The sequence below is a fragment of the Cupriavidus neocaledonicus genome, assembly GCF_000372525.1.
GTDB lineage: Bacteria > Pseudomonadota > Gammaproteobacteria > Burkholderiales > Burkholderiaceae > Cupriavidus > Cupriavidus neocaledonicus.
This window is the reverse complement of record NZ_AQUR01000099.1, coordinates 22,162-43,530: the sequence shown is the minus strand read 5'-3', so window position 1 is coordinate 43,530 and position 21,369 is coordinate 22,162. Positions and strand designations below refer to the sequence as shown.

At 69.7% G+C, this 21,369-nt stretch carries 21 protein-coding genes; 10 read left to right on the top strand and 11 right to left on the bottom strand.

Annotated elements, in window-relative coordinates; all coding sequences use genetic code 11:
- Nucleotides 1-75 precede the first annotated feature (75 nt).
- From A3AG_RS0117435 to A3AG_RS0117425, 3 genes are read right to left on the bottom strand one after another with little or no spacing between them, the layout of a single operon-like run.
- On the bottom strand, nt 76-1,020 hold the full coding sequence (locus A3AG_RS0117435; RefSeq protein WP_018006668.1) for an MlaD family protein: 945 nt from the start codon (nt 1,018-1,020) through the stop codon (nt 76-78).
- Nucleotides 1,017-1,877: an ABC transporter ATP-binding protein gene (locus tag A3AG_RS0117430; protein ID WP_018006667.1), complete on the bottom strand. Its 861-nt coding sequence runs from the start codon at nt 1,875-1,877 to the stop codon at nt 1,017-1,019. The genes A3AG_RS0117435 and A3AG_RS0117430 overlap by 4 nt, the downstream gene beginning before the upstream one ends.
- On the bottom strand, nt 1,874-3,010 hold the full coding sequence (locus tag A3AG_RS0117425) for an MlaE family ABC transporter permease (protein ID WP_018006666.1): 1,137 nt from the start codon (nt 3,008-3,010) through the stop codon (nt 1,874-1,876). Before A3AG_RS0117425 ends, A3AG_RS0117430 begins: the two co-directional genes overlap by 4 nt.
- Nucleotides 3,011-3,234: 224 nt before the next feature.
- Between A3AG_RS0117425 and A3AG_RS0117420 the strand changes: the two genes are divergently transcribed.
- Genes A3AG_RS0117420 through A3AG_RS0117410 form a run of 3 tightly spaced genes read left to right on the top strand, consistent with a single transcriptional unit; the run spans nt 3,235 to nt 5,166 of the window.
- Nucleotides 3,235-4,068 (top strand): biotin--[acetyl-CoA-carboxylase] ligase, encoded by an 834-nt coding sequence (locus A3AG_RS0117420; RefSeq protein WP_035849108.1) that lies wholly within the window; start codon nt 3,235-3,237, stop codon nt 4,066-4,068.
- On the top strand, nt 4,065-4,913 hold the full coding sequence (locus A3AG_RS0117415) for a type III pantothenate kinase (protein ID WP_018006664.1): 849 nt from the start codon (nt 4,065-4,067) through the stop codon (nt 4,911-4,913). The genes A3AG_RS0117420 and A3AG_RS0117415 overlap by 4 nt, the downstream gene beginning before the upstream one ends.
- A gap of 40 nt (nt 4,914-4,953) precedes the next feature.
- The gene (locus A3AG_RS0117410) at nt 4,954-5,166 is read left to right on the top strand and encodes a hypothetical protein (protein ID WP_018006663.1); all 213 of its coding nucleotides are present in this window, start codon (nt 4,954-4,956) and stop codon (nt 5,164-5,166) included.
- A gap of 15 nt (nt 5,167-5,181) precedes the next feature.
- Here the strand turns inward: A3AG_RS0117410 and rfaE2 are convergent, their stop codons facing one another.
- From rfaE2 to A3AG_RS0117375, 7 genes are all read right to left on the bottom strand, one after another.
- Nucleotides 5,182-5,676 carry a D-glycero-beta-D-manno-heptose 1-phosphate adenylyltransferase gene (gene rfaE2 / locus A3AG_RS0117405; protein ID WP_018006662.1) on the bottom strand — a complete coding sequence of 165 codons (495 nt, stop codon included), beginning with the start codon at nt 5,674-5,676 and terminating at the stop codon, nt 5,182-5,184.
- 370 nt (nt 5,677-6,046) lie between these two features.
- Nucleotides 6,047-6,910, bottom strand: a complete 864-nt coding sequence (locus A3AG_RS0117400) for a ferritin family protein (RefSeq protein ID WP_018006661.1) — start codon at nt 6,908-6,910, stop codon at nt 6,047-6,049.
- Nucleotides 6,911-7,111: 201 nt separating this feature from the next.
- Entirely contained in the window at nt 7,112-8,389 is a 1,278-nt protein-coding gene (locus A3AG_RS0117395) for a patatin-like phospholipase family protein (RefSeq protein WP_018006660.1), read from the bottom strand.
- A 32-nt stretch (nt 8,390-8,421) separates the two neighbouring features.
- Nucleotides 8,422-9,267 (bottom strand): PhaM family polyhydroxyalkanoate granule multifunctional regulatory protein, encoded by an 846-nt coding sequence (locus A3AG_RS0117390; protein WP_018006659.1) that lies wholly within the window; start codon nt 9,265-9,267, stop codon nt 8,422-8,424.
- A 65-nt stretch (nt 9,268-9,332) separates the two neighbouring features.
- A complete protein-coding gene (locus A3AG_RS0117385) occupies nt 9,333-10,166 on the bottom strand; it encodes an enoyl-CoA hydratase/isomerase family protein (protein ID WP_018006658.1) in 834 nt (277 codons plus the stop codon).
- Nucleotides 10,167-10,282: 116 nt separating this feature from the next.
- Complete coding sequence (locus A3AG_RS0117380) at nt 10,283-11,263, bottom strand: fumarylacetoacetate hydrolase family protein (RefSeq protein WP_018006657.1); 981 nt, start codon at nt 11,261-11,263, stop codon at nt 10,283-10,285.
- A 75-nt stretch (nt 11,264-11,338) separates the two neighbouring features.
- Nucleotides 11,339-12,346, bottom strand: a complete 1,008-nt coding sequence (locus A3AG_RS0117375; protein WP_018006656.1) for a Bug family tripartite tricarboxylate transporter substrate binding protein — start codon at nt 12,344-12,346, stop codon at nt 11,339-11,341.
- Between the two features lie 179 nt (nt 12,347-12,525).
- On the opposite strand from A3AG_RS0117375, the gene A3AG_RS0117370 reads away from it, so the two are divergent.
- The 4 genes from A3AG_RS0117370 (at nt 12,526) to A3AG_RS0117355 (ending at nt 15,820) form a co-directional block, all read left to right on the top strand.
- The gene (locus tag A3AG_RS0117370; protein WP_018006655.1) at nt 12,526-13,362 is read left to right on the top strand and encodes an IclR family transcriptional regulator; all 837 of its coding nucleotides are present in this window, start codon (nt 12,526-12,528) and stop codon (nt 13,360-13,362) included.
- A gap of 58 nt (nt 13,363-13,420) precedes the next feature.
- A complete protein-coding gene (locus tag A3AG_RS0117365; protein WP_240619874.1) occupies nt 13,421-14,428 on the top strand; it encodes a DUF3108 domain-containing protein in 1,008 nt (335 codons plus the stop codon).
- A gap of 65 nt (nt 14,429-14,493) precedes the next feature.
- Entirely contained in the window at nt 14,494-15,336 is an 843-nt protein-coding gene (locus tag A3AG_RS0117360; protein ID WP_018006653.1) for an alpha/beta fold hydrolase, read from the top strand.
- Nucleotides 15,337-15,562: 226 nt separating this feature from the next.
- On the top strand, nt 15,563-15,820 hold the full coding sequence (locus A3AG_RS0117355) for a BTH_I0359 family protein (RefSeq protein ID WP_012351433.1): 258 nt from the start codon (nt 15,563-15,565) through the stop codon (nt 15,818-15,820).
- Between the two features lie 103 nt (nt 15,821-15,923).
- Here the strand turns inward: A3AG_RS0117355 and A3AG_RS0117350 are convergent, their stop codons facing one another.
- Nucleotides 15,924-16,316: a rhodanese-like domain-containing protein gene (locus A3AG_RS0117350; protein WP_018006652.1), complete on the bottom strand. Its 393-nt coding sequence runs from the start codon at nt 16,314-16,316 to the stop codon at nt 15,924-15,926.
- A gap of 199 nt (nt 16,317-16,515) precedes the next feature.
- Here A3AG_RS0117350 and A3AG_RS0117345 point away from each other — a divergent pair, with 199 nt between their 5' ends.
- The 3 genes from A3AG_RS0117345 (at nt 16,516) to A3AG_RS0117335 (ending at nt 21,061) form a co-directional block, all read left to right on the top strand.
- The gene (locus tag A3AG_RS0117345; RefSeq protein ID WP_018006651.1) at nt 16,516-17,577 is read left to right on the top strand and encodes a homocysteine S-methyltransferase family protein; all 1,062 of its coding nucleotides are present in this window, start codon (nt 16,516-16,518) and stop codon (nt 17,575-17,577) included.
- A gap of 18 nt (nt 17,578-17,595) precedes the next feature.
- Nucleotides 17,596-20,343 carry a methionine synthase gene (gene metH, locus A3AG_RS0117340; protein ID WP_018006650.1) on the top strand — a complete coding sequence of 916 codons (2,748 nt, stop codon included), beginning with the start codon at nt 17,596-17,598 and terminating at the stop codon, nt 20,341-20,343.
- Nucleotides 20,344-20,605: 262 nt separating this feature from the next.
- Nucleotides 20,606-21,061: a hypothetical protein gene (locus A3AG_RS0117335; protein WP_018006649.1), complete on the top strand. Its 456-nt coding sequence runs from the start codon at nt 20,606-20,608 to the stop codon at nt 21,059-21,061.
- Nucleotides 21,062-21,369: the final 308 nt, after the last annotated feature.

Below are 21,369 nucleotides of genomic sequence, written 5' to 3'. Positions count from 1 at the left end.
CAGGGTTCACGGCGGATTCTCGCGGTTGGCGTGTGGCGTGATCGATGGGGCGGGCTTTGTCGCAGGGCGGACGCGCTACGGGGCCGCGCTGAAGCCCGGCTCGCCCGGCCCCGGCGTGGGCGCGGGCGCGCCGAACAGCACGCTGCTCGGGCTCTCGTTGAACTGGCCGGCGGCGCGCTCGAAGCTGCGCGCGGTCTGGCGCGCGTCGCGGGCCAGGCCGTTGAGCTGCGGCAGGGTCTCTTCGCTGAAGGTGCCCGCCGCCGACTGCACCGAGGCGGCCGCGCCCTGCAGGTCGCGTCCGACGCTGTCGACAGTGCGCATCACGGTGCCGTTGGGGTTGGCCAGCTCCTGCGTCAGGCGCCGCGTCGATTCCAGCGTCGCGTTCAGGTTCTCGGCCACTTTCGGCAGGCGCTGCGTGGCCGGCGCGAGCGAATCGGACAGGCGCGAATAGTCTTCGGCGGTCTTGCGCACCGAGCGGATCGCCGCCATCAGCTCGTCGCGGTTGGCGCCCCGGAACATGTCGTTGAGCGAGCCCATCAGGGTCTCGGCCTGGGTCAGCAGCGAATCGCCGCGCTTTTCCAGTTCCTCGAAGAAGCCGGGCCGCATGGCGATGCGCGCCACCGCCCGCGGCGAGGTCGGCAGCGGCGGCGAGGCCGCCGTGCCGTCGTGCGCGGCGGAGTCGTCGAGCTGCACGTAGGCGATCCCGGTCACGCCCTGGAAGCCCAGCGTGGCGTAGGTGGTGCGCGTGATCGGCGTTTCGCGGTTGACGTTGACGCGCACGATGATCTGCCCCGGCACCTGCGGATCGAACTTGATCGACTCGACCTTGCCCACCGCCAGCCCGCGGTACTTGACGTCGGCCTGCGGCCCGAGGCCGTTGACGGTGGAGCGGGTGATCAGGTCGTACGGCACGCGCACCGCGTGGTCGCTGCTGAACCAGAAGATCGCGAACAGCACCAGCACGGCCAGGCCGATGGTGAACACGCCGGCGAGGAAGGCGTGGGACTTGTTTTCCATCATGCTTCTCCAGGGGGCGGCGCCGCGGGCTGCCCGGCCTGGGGCAGCGCCTGCAGGGCGCGCTGGGCGCGCTCGCCCAGGAAATACTCGCGGATGAAGGGATGGTCCACCTTCACCACCTGGGCAATCGGCGCGGCCGCGATCACCTTGTGGTCGGCCAGCACCGCGACACGGTCGGACAGGGCCACCAGCGTGTCGAGGTCGTGCGTGATCATCACCACGGTCAGGCCCAGTTCGCGGCGCAGCTCGCGGATCAGCGCGACGTAGTCGTCGGACGCCATCGGGTCCAGGCCGGCTGTGGGTTCGTCCAGGAACAGCAGCTCGGGTTCCAGCGACAGCGCGCGCGCCAGCGCCACGCGCTTGATCATGCCGCCGGACAGGTCCGACGGCATCTTGTCGGCATCGCGCGCCGACAGTCCCACCAGCTGCAGCTTGAGCAGCGCCGCCTGGCAGATCAGGTTGTCGGGCAGCGCGCGCAGCTCGCGCAGCGGCAGCGCGATATTGTCGATCACCGACAGCGCCGAGAACAGCGCGCCGCGCTGGAACTGCAGGCCCCAGCGGCTGCGCAGCGCCTGCAGCTGGGCCGGCCGCAGCCGCGCCGGATCCTCGCCGAACACCTTGATGGTGCCCGAGGTCGGGCGCTCCAGCCCGACGATCTGGCGCAGCAGCACGGTCTTGCCGCTGCCCGATCCGCCCACGATCGACAGCACCTCGCCGCGGTAGACGTCGAGGTCCACATGGTCGTGCACCACCGCCTTGCCGAAGCGCTTGACCAGGTCGCGCACCTCGATCACCGCGGTGCGCCCGGGCGCGTGCTGCGGCGCGCCTGGCGGGGACGGATGCGCTGGCGCCGCGCTCACAGGCCCACGTCCTTGAACAGGATGGCGAAGACCGCGTCGGCCAGGATCACGATGGTGATCGCGGTCACCACCGAGGCGGTGGTGCCTTCGCCCAGGCTCTGGGTGTTGGGCTTGATGCGCAGCCCGAAGTGGCACGCGGTCAGCGCGATCAGGATGCCGAACACCACGCCCTTGCCCAGTCCCAGCCACAGGTTGGCCACCGGCACCGCATCGGGCAGCTCGCGCAGGAAGAAGGTGGCGCTGATGCCCAGCTGCATGCGCGCGGCCAGCATGCCGCCGGCCAGCGCCATCACGTCGGTCCACGCCACCAGCAGCGGCATGGCGATGGCCAGCGCGATCACGCGCGGCATGATCAGCCGGAAGCCGTGCGAGATGCCCATCACGCGCATCGCGTCCAGCTCTTCGGTCACGCGCATCACGCCGATCTGCGCGGTGATGGCCGAGCCCGAGCGCCCCGCGATCAGGATCGCGGCGAGCACCGGCCCCAGTTCGCGAATCACCGCCATGCCCAGGATATTGACGATGAAGGTGCTGGCGCCGAAGGTGCGCAGCTGGTTGGCCGACAGGTACGACAGCACGATGCCGATCAGGAAGCCGACCAGCGCCGTGATCCCCAGCGCCTTGTAGCCGACGTTGTAGATGTTGGCCGAGATCTCGCGCCACGGGCCGCGCTGCGGCATGCGCGCGAAGCGCAGCAGGTCGAACGCCAGCTGGCCCAGCATGGTGATGCCGTTGCCCAGCTGCGCGCCGAACGACAGCACGTTGGCGCCGAACAGCGTGACCGGGTTGAAGCGGTCCACCATGTGCTTCTTCCAGCCCTCGTCGTGCACCGCGGCGATGCGCTCGAACACGCGGCGCTGGCCCTCGCTGGCCTCGAGCCGTTGCGGCAGCGCGCCGTTCCAGGCCTGCCACAGCAGCTGTGCGCCGATATGGTCGAGGCGCTCGACGCCGGCCAGCGACCATTGCGCGTGGTCGGGGGCCTGCGCCAGCTCGTGCAGCTGCGCGCGCAGCTGCCGCGCCTGGCGGCAGCCGGCCAGCGCAAGCGCGGTCCAGTCGCCACGCAGCTGTACGCTGACGGTTCCGTGCCCGCGCGTGATCTGGAAGTCTGGCGTCGTCTGGCGTTCCAAGGGCAAGCGATGTGATGGCCGAGTCTCGATTCTAAGCCACGCGCCGGGCTGGCGCGACCGCGCCGTGGCCGGTGGCATGCCCTGGCGCGCGGCGCGGCTACAATGCGGCATCTGCCGCGCGCCGTTTGCAGGCCGGCATCCCGCCTGTGCCGAGCGCGACCCCGCCCATCCCAGTCCCTTTGCCGCGCATGTCCGCCGTTCCACCGAATCCTCCCGATCCTTCCGTCGCCATGTCCTGTCGCATCGATGCCGGCGCGCTGCGCGCCATGCTGTCGCCCGCGCTGCGCGACTGGACCCTGGAACTGGTCGAGGAAACCGGCTCGACCAATGCCGACCTCACCGCACTGTGCCGCCAGGCGCCGTGGTCCGACGCTGGCACGCTGCGCCTGGCCTATCGCCAGACCGCCGGGCGCGGGCGCCAGGGGCGGCCGTGGCAGGGGCAGGCCGGCATGACCTTTTCGGTGGCGCTGCCTTTGGCGCTGGCGCCGGCGCAGCTGAGCGGGCTGAGCCTGGCGGTGGGCCTGGCGCTGGCCGAGGCGCTGGGCGACGTCGCCCCGGCCCTGGGCGCGCGGGTGGGCCTGAAATGGCCCAATGACCTGCAGATCGATGGCCGCAAGCTGGCCGGCATCCTGATCGAATCGGTGCCCGCGGGCCCGCGGCGGGTCTGGGCGGTGATCGGCATCGGCCTCAACCTGGTGCGCGATGCGCAGATGGAAGCCGCGCTGGGCCGCGAACTGGCGGGCGTGGCCGAGGCCATGCCGGGCTTCGATGCCGGGCGCGATGCGCCGCGCCTGCTGGCCGCGGTGCTGGAGCGGCTGGCGGCGATGCGCGCGGACTTCCTCGCGCATGGCTTCGGGCCGATGGCGCGGCGCTGGTCCGCCGCCGATGCCTACCGCGACCAGCCGGTGCGGCTGCTGCATGACGGCCAGGTGATCGCCGAAGGCATGGCGCGCGGCGTCGACGAGGCCGGCCACCTGCTGCTGGAAACGCCCACCGGCCTGGAGCGCATCGCCAGCGGCGAGCTGTCGCTGCGGCCCGCCCCGGGCCAGGAAGGCGGCGCATGAGCCCGCCGCGACTGCTGGTCGATATCGGCAATACCCGGCTCAAGTGGGCGTGGTGCGACGCCGCTGCAGAGGTGCCTGCGAGCGCGGGCATCGCTGCACTGCCGACGCCGTGGCAGCACGCCGGCGCGGTCGCACATGCCGGCCACGGCGCGCTGCGGACGCTGGCCGCCGAGCTGCGCGCGCTGCGCGCCAGCGGGCCGATGCCGTCGGTGTGGATCAGCAATGTGGCCGGGCCGGTGATCGCCGCCGCCGTCGATGCCGCGCTGGCCGACGCCTTCGGCGGCTGCGCGCCGGTGCAATGGGTACGCAGCACCGCCGCGCACGGCGACCTTGCCAACGGCTATCGCGAACCGACCCAGCTCGGCGTCGACCGCTGGACCGGCGCCGTCGGCGCGCATCGCTGGCTGCCGCGCGACACGCTGCTGGTGGTCACCGCCGGCACCGCCACCACGCTGGACATCGTCACCGTGACCGACGATGGCGCGCGCTTCGAAGGCGGTTTGATCCTGCCGGGGCTGGCGCTGATGCTGGGCACGCTGGCGCGCAATACGGCGCAGCTGCCGGCGCTGGACGTGGGCGAGGCCGGCAGCGTCGCAGGCGCGCAGCGGCGCTGGGCCGACAACACCCACGACGCCATTGCCGCCGGCTGCCTGGCCGCGCAGGCCGGCGCCATCGAGCGTACCTGGCGCGCGCTGGGCGAGCGCGGCGACGCGTCGCGCCCGCCGCGCTGCCTGCTGTCCGGCGGCGCGCGCGGCGCGCTGGCGGGGGCGCTCGCGGTGCCGTTCGAGATGCACGATAATCTGGTGCTGCTCGGCCTGCATGCGATGGCGACGCCCGAAGCCTGACGACGCCACGACACCACGACGCCACCCCATCCGATTCCCCATGATCACCCGCTCCCTGCGCATCGCCTTGCTGTTGCTGCTGTCCGCCAACGCGGTGCTGCTGGCCGCGGTGCTGGGCGCGTTCGGCCCGCAGCCGCTGTCGGGGTGGTTCGAATCGCCGCGCGAGCCGCACCGGCTGGAGCAGCAGGTACGCGGCGAGCGCATGCGGCTGCAACCCCAGCCGGCCACGCCGGCGTCGGCGCCGGCCGCTTAGCGCCGGCGCGGCGGCTCAGCCGCCCTGGCGCACCCTGGTCAGCAGCTTGGTGGTCGAGCGGTCGTGCAGGAACGGGATGGCGTAGGCCTGGCCGCCCCAGCTGCGTACCAGCCGGGTTTCCTCGAGCGCATCGATGTCGTAGTCGCCGCCCTTGACGTAGATGTCGGGGCGCACCAGGCGGATCAGCTCCACCGGCGTCTGTTCGCGGAACATCGCCACCAGGTCGACCGACGCCAGCGCGGCCAGCAGCGCCATGCGGTCCGACTCATGGTTGAGCGGGCGGTCGTCGCCCTTGCCCAGCATCTTCACCGAGGCATCGCTGTTGACCCCGACCACCAGGCTTGCGCCCAGCGCGCGCGCCTGCGCCAGGTAGGTGGCATGGCCGCGATGCAGGATGTCGAAGACGCCGTTGGTAAACACCAGCGGGCGCGGCAGCGCGGCGATGCGCGCGGCCAGCGCGGCGGTGTCGTCGGCGGGAGTCAGCTTGGATTCGAAGGCGGGTACGGACATGGATCGTGGCATGGGATAGGTGGAGGCCGGCCCGTGGCGGAGCCGGCGCGCTTGCCCGAATGGTACCCGTTCTTGGGCGCCGCCCCCGGGGCGGCCCTGGCTGGCGCGGTGGCGTGACGGCACTGGCCCGCGGCACGGCGGCGATGTAGTAGCCGGCTACTACCTGCGCGGCGGCTGGCGCGCTTATCATCCGCGGCACCGTATTTCCGGGAACAGGAAAACGGCGTTGCACCCTGCCCGCGAGGGCCGGACCCGATCCGGCGCGCCGCCGCGGGTCGCATTTGTCGGGAATGCGAGAAGGTAAAAAGAAGGTAAAAAGAAGGCAAAAAAGCCCCGCTTCGGCGGGGCTTTTTTTGTCGGTCCCGGACGCTCAGGCCTGCGCCGGGCGGGCCGCGCCAGCGCCTTGCAGGCTGGCGTTCAGCTCCTTGCGGTAGCGGTTCAGGTCCTGCACGGTTTCGAAGGTGCGCTCGAACAGCAGCGACATGTTGTGCAGGATCCGTTCGATGACCTTCTTCTCCCAGCCTTCGTCGAAGCGGATCTGCTCGTCCAGCCATTTCTCGAGCCAGTCGGGATCGGGCAGGCGCGACTGCACCGTGTCGTTGGGGAACAGCGCCTTGTTGACGTGCAGGTTGGTCGGGTGCAGCGGCTTCTCGGTGCGGCGCGCCGATGCCATCAGCACGCCGATCTTGGCGAAGGCGGCGCGCGCGCTGTCGCCGAACTGCGCCAGGTACTTCTTCATGTAGCGCAGGTAGGCGCCGCCGTGGCGGGCTTCGTCCTGCGACAGGGTGCGGTAGATATGCTTGATCACCGGTTCGGTGTGCCATTCGGCGGCACGGCGATACCAGTGGTTCAGGCGGATCTCGCCGCAGAAATGCAGCATCAGCGTTTCCAGCGGCGGCGCCGGGTCGAACTCGAAGCGCACCGCGTGCAGTTCTTCCTCGGTCGGCACCAGGTCCGGACGGAAGCGGCGCAGGTACTCCATCAGCACCAGCGAGTGCTTCTGCTCCTCGAAGAACCAGATGCTCATGAACGCCGAAAAGTCAGAGTCGTGGCGGTTGTCGCGCAGGAACATCTCGGTCGCGGGCAGGGCGGACCATTCCGTGATCGCATTCATGCGAATGGTCTTGGCCTGGTCGTCCGTCAGCATGCTGGCGTCGAAGGTATCCCAGGGGATGTCCTTGTCCATGTGCCAGCGGACGGCTTCCAACGATTTGAACAGTTCGGGGTAGAGCATGGTAAGCCTTTGAAATTACGGGCAGATTCTACCAGATGCGAATTATTCTCTTCTCTCCTTTTTTAGGGTGGATCGGGCCAAATGCAACGCTTTGGGCGTCGTTTGCCGGCGCCTCGGGCATTTTCCGGGCGATCAGCGTCGCGGCGGCGGGCCAAAGTGCCAGCGCGGGCGCCCGCAGCGGCGCCATGTGACGGCGGCAACTCAGGGTGAGACTGCCTGCTCGGCCGTGTGGTCGCCCGTATCGGGTGCGGCTGGCGTGGTGCCGGGCACGATGCCGTAGAGGAAGGCCGCCAGCTCGTCGGCCTGGGCTTCGGCGTCGCGCTCGCCCAATGCGATCAGCGCCTGCGTGAAGGCCGGTTCGAACAGCAGGTAGCTGGCGAACGCGGCGCCGCGCGCCTCGGTGCCGCCCAGCGGCGCCAGCAGCGCGCGCACGGTGCGCGGCAGCTGCTTCTGGTGCTCCGCGGCGATGGCCTCGATCGGCTCGCTGGGCGCCACCGTCATCACCTGCACCGGGCGCCAGCCTTCGCGGTCGCCGGCCACTTCGGGCATGCGCGCCAGCAGCCGGTTGATATGCAGCAGCCGCTCCAGGTCGGCGTTCAGGCCGTCCAGGAAGATGCTGGCGAGCGCCTGGCCGCCCACCTGCGCCAGCGACGGATAGCCGCCGCCCGGCATGGTGTCGAACCAGCCCGAGCGCTGGCGCGAGGCCGCGCCGATCGCCAGGATGCGCGACGCGCCGAGGTGGATCGCCGGCGACAGCGGCGACATCTGGCGCATGGTGCCGTCGCCGAACCACTCGTGGTGGCCGTCCAGCTCCAGCGGCATGGCCGGGAACAGGAACGGGATCGACGACGAGGCCAGCAGGTGGTCCACCGTGATCTGCGCCGGCACCGCGATGCGCTGGCTGCGGTGCCACGGATGGATGCGGTGGTGCGACTGGTAGAAGGTCACGTGCCGCCCGGTGCTGTACGACAGCGCCGTGACCGCGAATGCCTGCAGCGCGCCGCTGTCGAGGCTGGCCTGCACCCGCGCGGGCTCGAACAGTTCGGCCAGCAGGCCGCCCAGCGGCGTGTTGTCGAACAGCGCGCGCGGTGCGCGCCGCTGCGTGGCCCAGCCCAAGGCCAGCGTCGACAGCCAGCGCGCCCCCGACACGCCCACGCGCAGCACATCGGTGCGGTAGACCTCGTCGGCATGGATGCTGTGCCAGAGCGCGCCAAGGCTCTGCGTGGCGGCCTCGAAGTCGCCGGCATGGATGGCCAGCGCCGCCCCGTTGATGGCCCCGGCCGAAGTGCCGGCGAGGATGCCGAACGGCAGCGCCGCCTGCGCCTGGCCATGGCGCGCGGCGATGCGGGCCACGCCATTGAGCACGCCGGCCTGGTAGGCGGCACGCGCGCCGCCGCCCATCAGGATCAGGGCGGTCGCGGCAGGGTCCGGCGTGGAAGCGGGCGCCGCGGCGGGCAGTGGCAGGGAATCGCGATGCATGGGTGGATGGGAGGCGCCAGGCAGCGGCAGGCTCAGTTGGTGACGCTGCCTCCGTTGCTGCCGCCGTTGTTGCTGCCGTTGCCGCCGCCGTTGCTGCTGCCGTTGCCACCACGGCCACCCCCGGTCTCCCGCGGCGGCCTGGCCTTGGCCGACTTCTTGGCGGCCGCTTGCTGCGCCGGCGCCTTCTTCGCCGGCGCCTTCTTCGCGGCAGGCCTGCCGGTTCCGGCCGGCGGTGTCTTGCCCGCTGCCGCGGTCTTCGGCTTGTCGGCGCCGGCTGGCGTGGTGCCGGCCGGCGTGGCGGCGCCAGTCGCGCCAAAGCCGCCCATGCCGAACGGCACCATGCTGGCTGCCGCGGCGCTGCTGGCGATCTGGTTGAACTGCTGTTGCAGCATGTCCCACCATAGCGCGGCGTTGGGCGCCGGAGCGGCCTCCGCGTCGCTGGCGCCAGCCTGCGCCGGCTCGGCGGCCGGCGGCTCGGGCTGCGCAGCACTGCCGGTGTCCGCGCTGGTACCGGCGCCGGTATCCGCGCCGGTGCGCTGCGGCGCCTCGGCGCTGGGCGCGTTGGCCGCGCGCGCGACGTTTTCCATCGCCGATTGCATCGCCTCGGGCGACAGCGCGTTGCCGAAGGTCTGCAGCGCCACCAGCGTGGCGCGCTGCACTTCCAGCCCCTGGATGGTGGTGCGCAGCAGGTTGGTATTGAGCTGCAGCCAGCTCTCCACCGCCTTCAGGTCGGCGATGCGCTTGTCGAGGTCTTCCAGGTCCATCGGCGGCGTCATCGCCTGCAGGCCGGGCATCAGGCTGGCGGGCATGCCGGCGCCGCCCCATAGCCGGCGCATGAAGTCGAAGCCGTTGGTGAAATCGGGAATCTGTCCGAACATGGTCGCGCGCTCCGTGTGCGGCGCAGCCCGGTGCCCGGACCTCCGGGAGCGCGGCTGCGCCGTCGTTACCTGAACTGAGGCGGCCGCTTTTCGCGCAGGCTCGCCATGCCTTCGTGCACGTCGGGGCCGGCAAAGCCCATGAATTCGAGCGCCAGCGAGGTATCGAAAGCGGGACCGGCCATGCGCAGCCAGTTGTTGAGGGCGTACTTGGTCCAGCGGATCGCGCTCTGCGATCCCGCCGCCAGCCGGTTGGCCACCTCGAAAGCGCGTGCCACCAGTTCGTCCTCATCCACCGCCAGCGAGACCAGGCCGATCCGCTCGGCCTCTTCGCCGCTGACCGACTCGCACAGCATCAGATAGTACTTGGCCTTGGCCATTCCGCACAGCAGCGGCCACACGATCGCGGCATGGTCGCCCGCGGCCACGCCCAGCCGGGTATGGCCGTCGACGATGCGCGCGGTCTTCGCCGCGATCGAGATATCGGCCAGCAGCCCCGCCACCAGCCCGGCGCCGACCGCCGGCCCGTGCATCGCCGAGACCACCGGCTTGTCGCAGTTGATGACGTTGTAGACCAGGTCGCGCGCCTCGTGCCAGACGCGCGTGCGGGTGTCGAAGTCGTTGGCCATGTCCTCGACCAGCGCCAGGTCGCCGCCGGCGGAGAAACCCTTGCCCTCGCCGCGGATCAGTGCCACGCGCACCTCGGGGTCGGCGGAGACGTCGCGCCAGATTTCGGCCAGCTCGCGATGCATGCCGGCGTCGGCGGTGGCCAGCTTCTGGTTGGCCGACTGGGCCGCGCCCATGACGATTTCCAGGATCGGGCCGTGGCGGCGCAGGGTCAGCGCGCGGTAGCGCTCGTAGCGCGGGGACAGGGCGGCGGTGTCAGCGGAGGACGTAGTCATGGGGGCCTTTTCAGTGGACGCCAGCGCGGGCGCCGGAAGCAGGTTAATTTACCAACCGGGCGGTCGGTTAATTATATGCAAATCCGGCGCGCGTCTGCCCCGGGGCCCGGCGGGCCTCAGGCAGCGGCCACCAGCTGGTCGATCGCGCCGAACACCGAATGGCCCTGCGCGTCGAACATCTCGATCTTGACCGCGTCGCCGAACTTCATGAATTCGGTCACCGGCTTGCCGGCGTCGATGATCTCGAGCATGCGTTTCTCGGCGATGCAGCAGTAGCCCTTCTTGCGGTCGACGTTGGAGATCGTGCCCGAGCCGACGATGCTGCCGGCGCGCACGTTGCGGGTCTTGCAGATATGCGCGATCAGCTGGCCGAAGTCGAACACCATGTCGGTGCCGCAGTCGGGCTGGCCCACCTTCTTGCTGTTCCAGTGCACCGTCATCGGCAGGTGCACCTTGCGCTCGCGCCAGGCCTCGCCGAGCTCGTCGGGGGTCACCGCGACCGGCGAGAACGCCGTCGCCGGCTTGCTCTGGAAGAAGCCGAAGCCCTTGCCCAGTTCGGCCGGGATCAGGTTGCGCAGCGAGACGTCGTTGGCCAGCATCACCAGCCGGATGGCCTCGCCGGCCTGCTCCGGGGTGGCGCCCATCCGGACGTCGCCGGTGATCACCGCCAACTCGGCCTCGAAGTCGATGCCGAAGGCCTCGCTGGCGCAGACGATGTCGTCCTGCGGGCCCAGGAAATCGTCGGAGCCGCCCTGGTACATCAGCGGGTCGGTCCAGAACTCGGGCGGCATCTCGGCGCCGCGCGCCTTGCGCACCAGCTCGACATGGTTGACATAGGCGGAGCCGTCGGCCCACTGATAGGCGCGCGGCAGCGGCGCCATGCAGTCCTTCGGCGCGAACGGGAACGGATGCCGCACGCGGCCGCCGTTGAGCGCGTCGTACAGGTCCTGCAGCTGCGGCGCGTAGAACTGCCAGTCGTCGAGCACGGCCTGCAGCTTGCCGGCGATGTCGGTGGCGTAATGCGCGGTCTTCAGGTCGCGCGACACGACCACCAGCTGGCCGTCGCGCGAACCGTCCTTCAGGGTTGCGAGTTTCATGGGATACGGGAGGGAGCAGGGGCGCCTGCCGGGCAGGCGCAATGGGCGCTAGTCTAACGCGGCGCCACGCGCGGTTCAGTCGACGGTGATGCCCTTGGCCCTGATCAACTTGCCCCAGCGCTCGGCCTCGGCGCGTGCGTAGCTGGCGAATTCCTCGGGCGTGCTCGACACCGCTTCCACGCCCACGCCTTCCAGCTTCTTCTGCACCTCGGGCGTCTTCAGCGCCTTGACCAGCTCGGCGTTCAGCCGCGTGACCACCGCCTGGGGCGTGCCCGCCGGCGCCACCATGCCTTGCCAGGCGTAGGCCTCGAAGCCGGCCACCCCGCCTTCGGCAACCGTCGGCACACTCGGCAGCACGGTGAGCCGTTTTGGCGTGGCCACCCCGAGCGCGCGCAGCTTGCCGGCCTGCACGTTCTGCTGGCCCGAGGCCAGGTCCAGGAACATCAGGTCGACCTGGCCCGCGAGCAGGTCCTGCACCGCGGGCGCGGCGCCCTTGTAGGGCACGTGCGTCATCTTGACCCGGGTCTGGTCCATGAACAGCTCCATCGCCAGATGGTGCGGGCTGCCCGCGCCCGGCGAGGCAAAGTTGACCTTGCCCGGGTGCTTCTGCGCATAGTCGATCGCTTCCTTGAGCGTGCGCGCGGGGAAGTTCGGATTGGCCACCAGCACCAGCGGGAAGCGCGCCAGCTGGCCGATATAGACGAAGTCCTTGTCGGCGTTGTACGGCAGCTTCTTGTACAGCGAGGGATTGGCGGCCAGCGTGGCGGTATCGGCGGTCAGCACGGTGTAGCCGTCGGGCCTGGCATGCGCCACGGCATCGGCGCCGACGATGGTGGCCGCACCCGGCCGGTTGTCGATCACCACCTGCTTGCCCAGCCCCGGCGTGATCGCCTGGGCCACCGTGCGCGCCACCACATCGGTGCCGCCGCCGGCGGGATAGGGCACGACCCAGCGGATCGGCTGCGACGGCCAGTTGTCGGCGCGCGCGGGGTTGCTGGCGGCGCACAGCAAGGCGAACAAGGGAGCGGCGGCGCAGGCGGCGAACGCGGCGAGGGCGGGGCGGAAGTAGCCAGGGGGGCGCATCGGTGGTCTCCATGGTAAAACGGGGCCCGGTCTGGCGGGCCGCACGTGCGCCCGCCGGCCGGGTCTGTAGCGAAGAAAGTCTACCGAGCGCTTAAAAATTGGTAAATCGATTTCGCTATAGTAAATTTACCTAGGATTTTTCCCTCCCCCAGCCAGCAAGCACACGCCCTGCCACCCGCATGTCAGAGATCGAAGAAGAAGACGCCAAGCTGCGTTCCGGCATCCAGTCCATCGAAGTGGGCTTCAGGCTGCTGCAGGCGCTGGCGGCATCGCCGCGCGCGATGATGCTGCGCGACCTGGCCGCCGCCGCCGACATGAACCCGGCCAAGGCCCACCGCTACCTGGTCAGCTTTATGCGGCTGGGCGCGGTGGCGCAGGATCCGGTCAGCGGGCGCTATGACCTGGGGCCGTTCGCGCTGCAACTGGGCCTGGCGGGCCTGAACCGCCTCGATCCGGTCAAGAAGGCGCGCCCGATCCTGTCGCAGCTGCGCGACGAGCTGGACCTGACCGCGGGGATCGCCGTGTGGGGCAACCACGGTCCCACCGTGGTGCACTGGGAGGAGTCCAGCCACCCGGTCACCGTCAGCCTGCGCCTGGGCGACGTGATGCCGATGCTCAACTCCGCCACCGGCCGGCTCTACGGCGCCTACCTGCCGCGCAAGCAGACCCTGCCGCTGATCGAGCGCGAGCTGGGCGCGCGTGGCCATGACGGCGTGCCCGACATGCCGCGCACGCTGGCCGACTACGACGCGATCTGCGCCGAGGTGCGCGCGCACGGCGCCGCGCGCACGCTCGGCGGCGTGCTGCCGGGCATCAACGCGTTCTCGATGCCGGTGTTCGACGCCAATGGCCATCTCGCCATGGGGCTGATCGTGCTGGGCGCGCAAAGCATATTCGATGCAGAATGGGGCGGTACGATGGATCGCCGTGTACGCGCCATCGCCCAACAGCTCTCATCGGAACTCGGCTACCTTGGTGCCGCCGCCACGCCGGCCGGACAAACCGGCCACGCCTGAACCTGACGCCCGGCGCGGCGCGGACTCCCGCGTCTGGCGCCGGCGCCGCTGGATCTTTGTGATTGCGCTGGTGCTGCTGGTCCACCTGCTGGCGGTGGTGGGACTGGTGCGCATGCCCGGGCCGCTGATCCCGGTCGATGTCAGCAATACCCCCACGCTGGAAGCCGTGCTGCTGCCGCCGCCGGCGCCGCCAGCGCCACCCAAGCCGCGGCCGATCGCGCGCGCGCCGCGCCCGCAGCCCAAGCCCGCGGCACCGCGGCCCGAGCCGGAAGTGCCCGCCCCGGCCCCCGAGCCGGCCCCGCCGCTGGCCACCAGCCCGCAGGGCGCCGCCGAGATGGCCGCCGGCAGCGGCGGCGAAGGCAGCGCGGCCGCGCCCGCCGCCGCCGCGCCGGCGCCCTCCGGCGGGCCGCAGGGCGGGGTCAACGGCGTGCGCTACAGCGCGCCCGCGTCGGCGACCATGCATTACGCCAGCTTCGTCAACGGCGTGCAGAACCCCGACGGCCTGATCCGCTGGGAGCAGGACGGCAGCCGCTACCGGCTCGCGGTCGAGACCCGCGTGCTGTGGTTCCGCTTTGCCTTCCAGAGCAGCGGCGCACTGACCGAGCAGGGACTGTTGCCGGAACGCTACGAAGAGCGCCGCCGCAACAAGGTCGAGGCTTCGCGCATCGACACCGCGGCCGGCACCGTGGCTTTTGCCTCGGGCGCGCAGGCGCCGTTCCCGCCAGGAGCGCAGGACCGCTTCAGCGTCTTCCTGCAACTGGTGGGCCTGGTGCGCGGCAATCCGCAGCGCTATGTCACGCCCGGCGTGACGGAAGCGTTCCAGGTGGCCGACACCCGGGATGTGCAACCGATGCAAGTGCAGTATGTTGGAGAGGTCGAGGTCGACACCGGCCAGGGCGTGGTGCGCGCCAAGCACTTCGTGCGGCTGCCGCGCCGCGCCAACGACCGGCGCCGGGTCGAGGTCTGGCTGGCGCAGTCGCTCGGCTGGATGCCGGTGCGGTTGCGCCAGACCGAGCCCGACGGCACCCAGATCGACCTGGTGTACCGCGGCAGGGAAGGGCCGTAGCGCCGCCGGTTCGCGCCGCCGGTCTGACCATATCCACGCAGGCTTGACCGAAAGGAGTCCCAGCCATGACCGTTGCCACGCCGCCCACCGAAACCCGCCGCATCCACGCCGACGGCGCCGACCTGCACGTGCGCCTGGACGGCGCCGACGGGCCCTGGGTGATCCTGACCCACGCCCTGGCGGCCGACCATACCCTGTGGGACCTCACGGCCCGGCACCTGGCCGGCCGCTACCGCGTGGTGCGCCCTGACCTGCGCGGCCACGGCGCCAGCGATGCCCCGCTCGGCCCCTACACCATGACGCGGCTGGCCGACGACGTGGTCGCCGTGATGGATGCGCTGCAGATCCCGCAGGCGCATTTCTGCGGCATCTCGGTCGGCGGCATGATCGGGCAGAGCATGGGGCTGCGACATCCCGAGCGGCTGCTCTCACTGACGCTGGTGGCGACCAACAGCCAGACGCCGATGGAAGCCCACCCGATGTGGCACAACCGCATCGGCCAGGCCGAGGCCCATGGCATGGCCGGGCTGGCCGATGCCACTCTCGGACGCTGGCTGACCCCGGCGTTCCATGCGTCACATCCGGAAGAAGTGTTGCGTATCCGCGACATGCTGGTGGCGACTCCGGTACGTGGATACGTGGGTGTGGCCGAGGCCATCATGGCTTTCGACCTGGCCGGCGCGCTTTCCCGCATTCATTGTCCTACGCTGGTAGTAGCGGGCGAGCAGGACCAGGGCGCTACCGTGGCGATGGCACAAAGCATTGCCGCGGCGATCGCCGGGTCCCGGCTCGAGGTGGTGCCGCAAGCGGCGCACCTGGTGCACGTGGAGCAGCCGGAACGCTTCCACGCCGCGCTGGACGCATTCCTGGGGAGCGCCGCATGCGGGGGCCAGTGCGACGTTCCGTGACAAGCAACACACTGATGTTCCAGGCTCAAGAAACTTGTTGCATTGGCCGATGCCCAATTCATGTAAGGCAGAAAATCGTGGCAACGTGGTGACAGGCACCCGATAACTTGATTTACCGCCGGTCACCCCAAGTTTGGAGGTAAAGCCGCGGCGCCCCCTCATGGCAACAACTGAGGCAAGAACCACAAGGGCGAGCCGCCCATCCATGACGCCCAGGAGGTGTGCCATGCAAATGATCTACAACAGCGACAACTACTGCATCGTCGAGTTCGGTGCGGATGTCGAGCAAGCGCCGCTCGAATTCGGCGGCTACGAAATCGTCGACAAGAACCTGAAGCGGGAGATTTTCCTGGGCGGGCAGCTTGCCGAAAGCTTCCGCGCCGACGTCAAGCGGCTGATCGAAAGCGAGCCGTCGGTGGAGGAGGTCGATGACTTCCTCGGCAAGTTCGATAACGTGATGACGCACCCGCTGGTGATGCACTGAGCGGCCTCGCCGGGCCGGCGCCCGAGCCGTCGCCCGCCCGGTTTCGCGACAAAAAAAGCCCGCTTCGGCGGGCTTTTGCTTGCTTGCGGCCGAGCGCGACGGCTCAGTACTGTTCCCACGGCAGCCCGTCGTGGCGCCAGCCGTTGAGCGTATTGCGGTGGCGCTCCGCGTCGAGGTCGCCCTCGAAGCCGTGCAGCACAAAGCGTACGTTGGAGAAACCCGCGCCCTCGAGCGCGCGTGCCGCGGCGGACGAGCGGTTGCCGCTGCGGCAGATCAGCAGCACCGGCCGCGCCGAGGCCTGCCCGGCGAGCTTTTTCACCATCTGCACGAAATGCGGGTTGACCTCCCAGTCCGGGCCGTCGTTCCAGGGCACGTTGTGCGCGCCCTTGGGATGGCCGACGAACAGGTATTCCATCTCGCTGCGGCAGTCGATGAAGAGCGTCTCGGGCGATTGCGCCAGCAAGGCGTGGGCGTCGGTCGGGGACAGGTGTTGCATGGTCGGAAGTGGCGCGGCGCGGGCCGCCGGACGGTGCTGTTTACGCCTCTCAGTGTAGGCGCGGGAGCGTCCGGCAGGCAACCGAAGGCGCCCGCAAGGCCTTGATACACCTGATAAAATCGCACCTCCCTGGCCGCCATCGGCCACCGCGGCCTACCGTCGAAGCTCCGCCGGCCCCGCCTTTCCAGAGTTCCCCGCCATGAGTGCCCCTGAATCCCGCGCGGCCGCACCGCGCCCCTACACCCGGGCTGCCGAGCTGCCCCGGCTGCTGCAAGAACGCATCCTGATCCTGGATGGCGCCATGGGCACCATGATCCAGCGCTACAAGCTGAGCGAGGCCGACTACCGCGGCGAGCGCTTTGCCGAACACAAGGTGGACGTGAAGGGCAACAACGAACTGCTGCTGCTGACGCGCCCGCAGGTCATCAGCGAGATCCACGAGCAATACCTGGCCGCCGGCGCCGACCTGATCGAGACCAATACCTTCGGTGCTACCCGCGTGGCGCAGGAAGACTACAAGATGGCCGAGCTGGCGTACGAGATGAACGTCGAGGCCGCGCGCCTGGCGCGCGCCGCCTGCGACAAGTACAGCACGCCCGACAAGCCGCGTTTCGTCGCCGGCGCCTTCGGCCCCACGCCCAAGACCGCCAGCATCTCGCCCGACGTGAACGACCCCGGCGCGCGCAACGTCACCTTCGAGGAACTGCGCCAGTCCTATTACGAGCAGGGCCAGGCCTTGCTCGAAGGCGGCGCCGACGTGTTCCTGGTCGAGACCATCTTCGACACGCTCAACGCCAAGGCCGCGCTGTTCGCCATCGACCAGCTGTTCGAGGACACCGGCGAGCGCGTGCCGGTGATGATCTCCGGCACCGTGACCGATGCCTCGGGCCGGATTCTGTCGGGCCAGACCGTCGAGGCGTTCTGGAACAGCCTGCGCCATGCGCGCCCGGTGACGTTCGGGCTGAACTGCGCGCTGGGCGCGACGCTGATGCGCCCCTATATCGCCGAGCTGGCCAAGATCTGCGATGCCGCGGTGTCGTGCTACCCGAATGCGGGTTTGCCCAACCCGATGAGCGACACGGGCTTCGACGAAACCCCCGAGGTCACGTCGTCGCTGGTCGAAGAGTTCGCCGCCTCCGGACTGGTGAACCTGGTGGGCGGCTGCTGCGGCACCACGCCCGAGCACATCGCCGCCATCGCCCAGCGCGTGGCCGACAAGAAACCCCGCAGCTGGCCCGGCCAGTACCGCGACGCCGCCTGAGCCCGAGAGCCTGACAACATGAGCGAGAACAAACTGCCCCCGCGCCCGATGCGCCTGTCCGGCCTCGAGCCCTTCACCATCGACGACGACACGCTGTTCGTCAACGTCGGCGAGCGCACCAACGTGACCGGCTCCAAGGCCTTCGCGCGCATGATCCTGAACGGCCAGTTCGACGAGGCGCTGGCGGTGGCGCGCCAGCAGGTCGAGAACGGCGCGCAGATCATCGACATCAACATGGACGAGGCCATGCTGGACTCGAAGGCCGCGATGGTTCGCTTCCTGAACCTGATCGCGTCCGAGCCCGACATCGCGCGCGTGCCGATCATGATCGACTCGTCCAAGTGGGAGGTGATCGAGGCCGGCCTGCAGTGCGTGCAGGGCAAGCCGGTGGTCAATTCGATCTCGCTGAAGGAAGGCGAGGAGCAGTTCCGCCACCATGCCGAGCTGATCCGCCGCTACGGCGCCGCCAGCGTGGTGATGGCCTTCGACGAGCAGGGCCAGGCCGATACCTTCGCGCGCAAGACCGAGATCTGCCAGCGCAGCTACGACATCCTGGTCAATGAAGTCGGCTTCCCGCCGGAAGACATCATCTTCGACCCCAATATCTTCGCGGTCGCGACCGGCATCGAGGAACACAACAACTATGCCGTGGACTTCATCGAGGCCACGCGCTGGATCAAGCAGAACCTGCCGTACGCCAAGGTCAGCGGCGGCGTCTCCAACGTGTCGTTCTCGTTCCGCGGCAACGACGTGGTGCGCGAGGCCATCCACACCGTGTTCCTGTACCACGCCATCGCGGCGGGCATGGACATGGGCATCGTCAATGCCGGCCAGCTCGGCGTGTATGACCAGCTCGATCCCGAGCTGCGCGAGCGCGTCGAGGACGTGGTGCTGAACCGCCGCGACGATGCCACCGACCGCCTGCTGGAGATCGCCGACAGGTTCAAGGGCGGCGGTGCGAAGAAGGAAGAGAACCTGGCCTGGCGCGGCACGCCCGAGCAGCCAGTGGCGGTGGCCGAGCGCCTGGCGCACGCGCTGGTGCATGGCATCACCACCTTTATCGTCGAAGACACCGAGGAAGCGCGCCAGCAGATCGCCGCGCGCGGCGGCCGCCCGATCGAGGTGATCGAGGGCCCGCTGATGGATGGCATGAACATCGTCGGCGACCTGTTCGGCGCCGGCAAGATGTTCCTGCCGCAGGTGGTCAAGAGCGCGCGCGTGATGAAGCAGGCGGTGGCGCACCTGCTGCCCTTCATCGAGGAAGAGAAGCGCCTGCTGGCCGAGGCCGGCGGCGACGTGCGCGCGCGCGGCAAGATCGTGATCGCCACGGTCAAGGGCGACGTGCACGACATCGGCAAGAACATCGTCTCGGTAGTGCTCCAGTGCAATAACTTCGAGGTGGTCAACATGGGCGTGATGGTGCCGTGCAACGAGATCCTGGCCAAGGCCAAGGTCGAGGGCGCGGACATCGTCGGCCTGTCCGGGCTGATCACGCCGTCGCTGGAAGAAATGGCCTACGTGGCGTCGGAGATGCAGCGCGACGACTACTTCCGCGTGAAGAAGATCCCGCTGCTGATCGGCGGCGCCACCACCTCGCGCGTGCACACCGCGGTCAAGATCGCGCCCAACTACGAAGGCCCGGTGGTGTACGTGCCGGACGCCTCGCGCTCGGTCAGCGTGGCATCGAGCCTGCTGTCCGACGAAGGCGCGGCACGGTACCTGGACGAGCTGAAGAGCGACTACGAGCGCATCCGCATCCAGCACGCCAACAAGAAGGCCACGCCGATGGTGACGCTGGCGCAGGCGCGCGCCAATAAGACGCCGATCGACTGGAGCAGCTACGTGCCGCCCAGGCCGAAGTTCATCGGCCGCCGCGTGTTCCGCAACTACGACCTGGCCGAGCTGGCCAACTACATCGACTGGGGCCCCTTCTTCCAGACCTGGGACCTGGCCGGCAAATTCCCCGACATCCTCAACGACGAGATCGTCGGCGAGTCGGCGCGCAAGGTGTTCTCGGATGGCAAGGCGATGCTGTCGCGGCTGATCCAGGGCCGCTGGCTCACCGCCAACGGCGTGATCGCGCTGCTGCCGGCCAACACCGTCAACGACGACGATATCGAGATCTATACCGACGAGACCCGCAGCAAGGTCGCGCTGACCTGGCACAACGTGCGCCAGCAGAGCGAGCGTCCGGTGGTGGACGGCGTGCGCCGGCCCAACCGCTGCCTGGCTGACTTCGTTGCGCCGAAGGACAGCGGCATTGCAGACTACGTCGGCATGTTCGCCGTCACCGCGGGCCTCGGCGTCGACAAGAAGGAAGCCCAGTTCGAGGCCGACCACGACGACTACAGCGCGATCATGCTCAAGGCGCTGGCCGACCGCCTCGCCGAGGGCTTTGCCGAATGCCTGCACGAGCGCGTGCGCAAGGACCTGTGGGGCTACGACGCCGCCGAGGCCCTGAGCAACGACGAACTGATCGCCGAGAAATACCGCGGCATCCGTCCCGCGCCCGGCTATCCGGCCTGCCCGGAGCACACCGTCAAGGGGCCGATGTTCGAGTTCCTCGACGCGGCCGAGATCGGCATGGGCATTACCGAGTCGCTGGCGATGACGCCGGCCGCTTCGGTCAGCGGCTTCTACCTGGCGCATCCCGAGTCGACCTACTTCACCATCGGCAAGATCGGCCAGGACCAGCTCGACGACATGGTCGCGCGCCGCCACGAAGACCGCGCCGCGCTGGCGCGCGCGCTCGCGCCCAACCTGTAACCGGGTGCGACGCCCGGGCGGCAGCGGCGGCGGCGATGCCCCGCCGCCAGCCCTTTGATGCAGCAGGAAAAGCGCAGCGGATGGCGTGGGCGGCGCCGCCGGGGTGGCGTGCGCTCCGCCTCACAACTCCTTACAGTGCCTTTCAACTGCTCACAGACCGCCGCGGTCCGGCTCCCTAGACTGAGGGCTCGATACACGCAATCACCAGCGTGATCACCGCGGCGAATGTTTCGCCGTGGGGCATCCTGAAAGGAGTCTGTCCATGAAGAAACTGCTGCTCTCCCTGTCCGCCCTGTCGATCGCTGCGGCTTCCTCGCTGGCCATGGCCCAGGGCACCGGCGCTGCCGTCGGCGCCAAGGCCGATGTCGGTGCCTCGGTGACCACGCCTGCGCCCGCCGCGGCGGCTCAGGGTGGCCTGAACGCCGTCGGCGGTGCCGCCACCGGCGCCGCGGGCGCGGCCGAGAAGGGTCTGTCGACCGCCGGCGCGGCGACCGACAAGGGCCTGTCGGCGGCGGGCACCGCCGCTGACAAGGGCCTGTCGACCGCGGGCGCCGCCGTCGACAAGAGCGCCGGCACCGCCGCCGACGCCACCGGCTCGGCCAAGGCAGAGGCTGGCAGCAAGGCCAAGCATGGCAAGCACGCCGCCAAGTCGACCAAGAAGTCGAAGGCCGACGTGGGCGTCAGTGCCGGTGCGGAAGCCGGCGCGAAAGCGCAGTAAGCACCCCGGGTAGTCGCTTGCAGTACTAGCCACAGCCTCTACCGGTGCAGCCGGCGCCGGGCCCCCTCCAGGGAAGTTCCAGGGCCTGACGCGCCGCAGCAAAGCGGGACGGATCTTATCCGTCCCGCTTTGCTTTTGCCGCAGCCACAACGTGCCCGCCGCCGGCCTTGCCGCCGCGCCGCATTGTCAGCCTGACACCGACAGCCCGAGCGCGCGCGCGGCACTACAATGACAACATCGCAAGCGGTTCCGCCTGCACCCGACGTGCACCGGGCCGAAGTGCCGGTCCGTTAAACCCGTGGAGCCTC

Excerpts from the sequence above, each read along its gene's own strand:
- A3AG_RS0117435 (WP_018006668.1), bottom strand. The coding sequence starts at position 1,020 with ATGATGGAAAACAAGTCCCACGCCTTCCTCGCCGGCGTGTTCACCATC.
- A3AG_RS0117420 (WP_035849108.1), top strand. The coding sequence starts at position 3,235 with ATGTCCTGTCGCATCGATGCCGGCGCGCTGCGCGCCATGCTGTCGCCC.
- A3AG_RS0117415 (WP_018006664.1), top strand. The coding sequence starts at position 4,065 with ATGAGCCCGCCGCGACTGCTGGTCGATATCGGCAATACCCGGCTCAAG.
- A3AG_RS0117410 (WP_018006663.1), top strand. The coding sequence starts at position 4,954 with ATGATCACCCGCTCCCTGCGCATCGCCTTGCTGTTGCTGCTGTCCGCC.
- rfaE2 (WP_018006662.1), bottom strand. The coding sequence starts at position 5,676 with ATGTCCGTACCCGCCTTCGAATCCAAGCTGACTCCCGCCGACGACACC.
- A3AG_RS0117400 (WP_018006661.1), bottom strand. The coding sequence starts at position 6,910 with ATGCTCTACCCCGAACTGTTCAAATCGTTGGAAGCCGTCCGCTGGCAC.
- A3AG_RS0117395 (WP_018006660.1), bottom strand. The coding sequence starts at position 8,389 with ATGCATCGCGATTCCCTGCCACTGCCCGCCGCGGCGCCCGCTTCCACG.
- A3AG_RS0117390 (WP_018006659.1), bottom strand. The coding sequence starts at position 9,267 with ATGTTCGGACAGATTCCCGATTTCACCAACGGCTTCGACTTCATGCGC.
- A3AG_RS0117385 (WP_018006658.1), bottom strand. The coding sequence starts at position 10,166 with ATGACTACGTCCTCCGCTGACACCGCCGCCCTGTCCCCGCGCTACGAG.
- A3AG_RS0117380 (WP_018006657.1), bottom strand. The coding sequence starts at position 11,263 with ATGAAACTCGCAACCCTGAAGGACGGTTCGCGCGACGGCCAGCTGGTG.
- A3AG_RS0117375 (WP_018006656.1), bottom strand. The coding sequence starts at position 12,346 with ATGCGCCCCCCTGGCTACTTCCGCCCCGCCCTCGCCGCGTTCGCCGCC.
- A3AG_RS0117370 (WP_018006655.1), top strand. The coding sequence starts at position 12,526 with ATGTCAGAGATCGAAGAAGAAGACGCCAAGCTGCGTTCCGGCATCCAG.
- A3AG_RS0117360 (WP_018006653.1), top strand. The coding sequence starts at position 14,494 with ATGACCGTTGCCACGCCGCCCACCGAAACCCGCCGCATCCACGCCGAC.
- A3AG_RS0117355 (WP_012351433.1), top strand. The coding sequence starts at position 15,563 with ATGCAAATGATCTACAACAGCGACAACTACTGCATCGTCGAGTTCGGT.
- A3AG_RS0117350 (WP_018006652.1), bottom strand. The coding sequence starts at position 16,316 with ATGCAACACCTGTCCCCGACCGACGCCCACGCCTTGCTGGCGCAATCG.
- A3AG_RS0117345 (WP_018006651.1), top strand. The coding sequence starts at position 16,516 with ATGAGTGCCCCTGAATCCCGCGCGGCCGCACCGCGCCCCTACACCCGG.
- metH (WP_018006650.1), top strand. The coding sequence starts at position 17,596 with ATGAGCGAGAACAAACTGCCCCCGCGCCCGATGCGCCTGTCCGGCCTC.
- A3AG_RS0117335 (WP_018006649.1), top strand. The coding sequence starts at position 20,606 with ATGAAGAAACTGCTGCTCTCCCTGTCCGCCCTGTCGATCGCTGCGGCT.